The sequence below is a fragment of the Insulibacter thermoxylanivorax genome (assembly GCF_015472005.1).
Classification (GTDB): domain Bacteria; phylum Bacillota; class Bacilli; order Paenibacillales; family DA-C8; genus Insulibacter; species Insulibacter thermoxylanivorax.
In genome coordinates this window covers 1-5,085 of sequence record NZ_BMAQ01000061.1, presented here as the reverse complement: position 1 = coordinate 5,085, position 5,085 = coordinate 1, and the positions used below count along the sequence as shown (strand labels likewise).

At 52.7% G+C, this 5,085-nt stretch carries 4 protein-coding genes; 1 reads left to right on the top strand and 3 read right to left on the bottom strand.

Annotated features, from left to right (window positions below):
* Together PRECH8_RS14305 and PRECH8_RS14300 are read right to left on the bottom strand one after the other, a co-directional pair.
* Positions 1 to 2,542 (bottom strand): septation ring formation regulator EzrA (locus tag PRECH8_RS14305; RefSeq protein ID WP_200967764.1); only part of this gene is annotated, 2,542 nt, incomplete at its 3' end.
* Between the two features lie 131 nt (positions 2,543 to 2,673).
* Entirely contained in the window at positions 2,674 to 3,348 is a 675-nt protein-coding gene (locus PRECH8_RS14300; RefSeq protein ID WP_200967763.1) for a PspA/IM30 family protein, read from the bottom strand.
* A gap of 288 nt (positions 3,349 to 3,636) precedes the next feature.
* Between PRECH8_RS14300 and map the strand changes: the two genes are divergently transcribed.
* A complete protein-coding gene (gene map, locus PRECH8_RS14295) occupies positions 3,637 to 4,386 on the top strand; it encodes a type I methionyl aminopeptidase (protein WP_200967762.1) in 750 nt (249 codons plus the stop codon).
* Positions 4,387 to 4,473: 87 nt separating this feature from the next.
* Here the strand turns inward: map and PRECH8_RS14575 are convergent, their stop codons facing one another.
* Positions 4,474 to 4,908, bottom strand: a complete 435-nt coding sequence (locus PRECH8_RS14575; RefSeq protein WP_242457602.1) for a DUF6171 family protein — start codon at positions 4,906 to 4,908, stop codon at positions 4,474 to 4,476.
* Positions 4,909 to 5,085 lie beyond the last annotated feature (177 nt).

Here is a 5,085-nt window from a genome sequence, read left to right as displayed (position 1 = left end):
CGCCGCCTCGTGAACCTCCGCCGAAGCTGCCGCCGCCTCCGCGCGATCCGCCGCCGAAGCTGCTTCCGCCTCCGAACGACCCGCCACCGAAGCCCCCTCTGCCGCCTCGTGAACCTCCACCGCCGAAACCGCCGAATCCTCCGAAGCCTCCCCCGGAGCCGTACATCTGCTCCATCCGTCGTCTGCGTTCACGTTCCCTATAGGCTGCCAGCTTCACGTTGTACTCGTCTTTCATCTGCTTTAGCAAGGCTTGCCCTTCTTGGATGTACATGTGCACGCGTTCGTATTCGCCGTCGGACATCGCCTGGGCGATCGAACTCGCGATGACCTGGTAACGGGCTTTGTAGTTCGACAGATTGACAAATCTCGCACAGGAAGCTGAGGTTTTATGATATGCCGAGTGGAACTGGGCGATGAGCCGTTCGGCTTCTTGCTTCTCAGCTATGGTTTCCCTCACGATGTGTTCCAGATGGCTGCAAGCTTCATCCGCTTGCTGGACATATGCCGCAAGCGATTCGTTGTCACGCTTTACCGCCTGCAGAAGCTCCTCACATCGTGCGAAGACATCTTGTACAACATGGATCATGTCTTGTACTGCCGTGCGAGCAGGCAAAGCGTGCTTGCGGATGTCATCCATACATTGCGAGAAACGGCCTTGGATGCTGGAGATCTGGTCAGTCAACGCATGGAATTGTTCATCTAACTCTCGCCTTAGATTCAGGATTCTTTCGGCATCCCGCTGGATGTCTTGCAGCGTGAGCAGGTAACGCTCTAGCAGTTTCCGGCATTCCAGATAGCGCTGGGCGGCGGGATCATTCAACTGATAGGTACGGTCCAAGTTGTCCCTGATATCCGCAGACTGCTTGGCGATGCGAGCTATGATCTCAGGGAGATCCGCATGATGATGATCCGCGTATCTGACTCGCAAATCATCGAGTTCGCCCCTCAGCCGTTGAAAGAAGCTGTCATCATATTGATTCAGCTGCGTCTTGATCTGGTCATAGGCCCGCTGATTCCAATCCCTTGCTTCGATGGAATCGTTAACCATCTTCACAGCGTCTGCAAGCCGGTTGTTGATGCGCTTGGCGATTTCGACAGCTTGCGCTGAATTGCCGGCTTCAAGGGCTTGCTGCAGCTGCATCAGCTGATTGTTTACCGCGTCGAAGGCTGCATAGGGCTGGATCTCTGTTAAGATCAGCCGCTCACTCTGGATACTGCGATCGATCTTCTCCCTGGCCGCCGCAATCCGCTCCGGCAGATGCTCATATTCCTTAGCTGCTTGCTCTGCATCTTGCACCTTCTGTTTGAATTGCTCCAATCGCTCTGTAAGCTCAGGCACAGAGTGCTCAATAGACAGCGGATCGAATGTTCGCGCATCCAGATATTGATCGATGAGCTGTTCAAGCTGCGTGGATGAGCGATGGAGGCTATCCAACTTGAATCCGAATGACTGTGTCAGGTTCGTCAAAGTCTGGCTGGCCGCTTGCCATGTCTGTTTGGCAAGGCGCAGCTGTTCATTGAGCGCGGTCTCTCTTGCGCGATATTCTTGTACCTCTGTAAGCAATTCATCCGCTTGCTGTTGATAGCTCTCGATCTGTTGGCGTATGCTGTCCAGTGCAGCTGATGTACGACCCGTCACCCAGATCGGGATTCGGAAGGCTTCGATTTCTGTACGATATTGGGTGGAGGATTGAAGCAGTTCATAATAGCGGTCTTGAAGTTGTTTGAGATAAGCCTCTGACTGACCTCGCGACAGCTGAACCAGTGGTGTTAGCTCTTGCTCCAATCGGTTCACCGTGCCGAGGGAGGTTCGATAAGCTTCCCGCGCATCTTGATAGCTGCTCTTCACCCGGCGATGCTGTATCCACATATAGGCGAGCACGGCAAGCATAAACAGGCCGAGGATAATCCCGAAGATCAATCCGCCGTTTACCGGTGCGACAGCGGATGGCAGAGAAGCAGGCGGCTGCGACGGCGCAGGTGTTGGAGTTGGTGCCGTTGTTCCAGGACTGGGCGATGGCTGCGGAGCGGGTGCTTCATATACTTCTAACAACCGCTCGAATTCATCGACCACGGCTGCAATCGCCGAGCCGAAATCCTCATTCGCCGCATGGGGGAAGAAGGTGTCCATCAGAAGCCGCAGATGGCTGTCCGTTCCCGAATATTCTGCGGAAGTAAACAGAGCCCGCTCCAGTTTGCTGTTGATCGCCAGTTCGAGGTAGACTTCTCCTTCTTCATAGGCGATGGTAACGAGGGCATCGTTAGTTGAGAGGGACCATGCCTTGAAGGTGTCCGCTGACAGCCGATCAATCGTTGTGCCGTCCAGATGTTCCACGGTATAGACATAGAGATCGAAGGGCGCTTGGGCGATCCTGTCCTCTATAGCCGATATCTCACTGGAGCTGAACAGACCGGCTTCATCGACGATATATCCTTCTGGTTTGGGAGCGGCGAAGACGACCGCAGAAGGGAGGAACATCAGCACGATCGCCAGCCAGATCAGGGCCGGGAGTTGGATTCGTTTGATCGCGTTGTTGTTCAAATAGCAATCTCCTTTCCCTTATCGAGTGCGGCAGATCACAGTTTATGTCCGGGCGCCAAACCGAAGATGCGGGGTGACCTGCCGAAAAAAGCTTGGAAGCAGACTTCCAAGCTATCCGGTCCTGGTATGGATTATTTCTTAAGCGATGCTTTAAGTTGTGCCAGTTCGTCTTCAACTTCTTGATCTGCAGTTTTGCTGAGCATCTCTTCAAATTTATAATCAAGGGCACGTTCGCTCTCAGCCAGTTCTTGAGCTGCTTGCGCTTCGTCATGCATTTGCTGGATTTTCTCTTCCATCTTATAGAAGCTTTCGGCGAGATTAGCCGTGCCGACACCGCTCATCGTCTTCGTAATCTTCTTCGTCGCCTTGGCTGCCTCAGCTTGTGCGATCAGAGCGCTGCGCTTCGTCTTCATGTCTTGTACGCGGTTCTTCATATCATCAAGCTGCTTGCGCAGACGGTCGGCCGTCGCTTTGGCTTTCTCATAGTTGGCCTTCAGCGCTTCGAGCTTCTCCATATGACGTTTCTTATCGATCAGGGCTTCTCTTGCCAGATCATCTTCGCCGCGTTCTACAGCAACCCGGGCTTGCTCATCCCGCCTAGCGATGATGTTCTCCGTTTCTCGAAGCTCCCGTTCGAAGCGTTTCTCAACGGCCATCTGCGAAGTCACAGCAGCGGTCATCTTCGCGATATCCTCGTCCAGCTCACGCAGGATCTGATCGATCATCTTGACGGGATCTTCCAGTTTGTCGAGGGCGGCGTTTACATTGGCCTTGCCGATGCGGAATAGTCTCTTGAATACACTCATTGCTTCTCCTCCTTGTATTAGAAGTATTCCTTATGTCGCACACTTATTATAAGGGCGGCATATTCAAACTTAATGGCATCATCGTTCATCCTTTACCCTGAAACAGGTAAGGTTTACATAATAGATATACGTAACAGCGGAGCTGCCGTTTCAAAATCTTACAGATTATTTCACAATATCACATAATTTACGGCGTGTGAATAGTGTTTTGGGCGCATTGTTAATCACATCGCAGTTGAATATATGATATAATTTGGACACTATGTATAAAGATAAGGAGCGTTCTAGATGATAGCGGGTTCTCAGAAAGACATCGAAGGACTTAAAGCGATCGGACGAATCGTCGCCCTGACGATCAAGGAGATGCGCGAGGCAGTGCGCCCAGGTATGACGACGAAGGAACTGGATGAGCTGGGCGGGAAGATCCTGAAGCGTTATGGCGCGAACTCCGCGCCGATGCTCACCTACGACTTCCCAGGGTATACATGCATAAGCGTGAATCAAGAAGCGGCGCACGGCATACCGGGGGACCGCGTCATCCGTGAAGGCGATGTGGTGAATATCGACGTCTCCGCCGAGAAGGATGGTTACTATGCGGATGCGGGGCAGTCCTTCCAGGTTCCGCCGCATGATCCGAAGATAACGAAGTTGTGTGAATATACGGAACAGACGATGATGAAAGTGATTCAGCAATTGCGGCACGGCGTGAGGCTGAATGAAATCGGCCGCATCATTCAGGAGGAAGCGGCCAAGGGAGGATATTCCGTTATACGCAATTTGTGCAGTCACGGGATCGGCAGAGGATTGCATGAATATCCGAAGGAGATCGAACCGGTATACAATAAGCATGATAAACGGCGATTGAAGGAAGGACTCGTCATCACCGTAGAACCCTTCCTGTCAACGGGTCCGGACTTTGTCGTAGGCATGCCGGACGGCTGGACCCTCGTGCTGCCTGAACCTGGTTATGTCGCTCAATACGAGCATACGATTATCATCACCAAAGATGAACCGATCATTACAACGCTGCTGGAATAGTACCGGCGCCCAAGCCGCAAGCTGGCTTGGAACAGCTGATATAGGAGTTCATATATAAGAACAAACGATATAGGAACAGCAGCCAGATTACGACCAACGAGCCTGCCCGGGATACGGGCAGGCTTGGTTTTTGAGCAGGGCGCGTACGGCGACCAGGCAGCCGCAGTGCATACAGGTCGTATCGTAGGCGAGGGAAGGGCAAGTCTGACAGATCGATAGACGCTGCATGTATGTCGCTTCGTCTACGCACTGTTCCGGACGAGCGTTTAATGACGCCAGGATGCGGTCTAACTGCTGCTGATCCACGTGAACACTCGCCGAACAACCCTTGCATCCCTCGCGTTCCCCGTTGTTCGTGCCGGCATTGGCTGCGACATTGGCAGCAGCATGGACTGCGGTGTTAGCTGCGACATTGGCAGCAGCATGGACTGCGGTGTTAGCTGCGACATTGGCAGCATCTGCGGCTTCCGACGCGGCATGAACGGCGGCTGATGTTGTCGACGCAGTCTCTCTCTCGTTCAATACGCGCACCTCCTGTGATGATGTGATTCGTTTTCGGGTGAAGCATAGCGGTGAAGTTTGTGTGTCCGTTTTTTGACCCAAATTTAGGATAAAAGCGCTGCGTAATCAAGTCGTTCTGTGTTTTTGTACGAAATTTCGTACAAAAAGCGCCCGGAAAAGTTGAGTCCATATAATTGT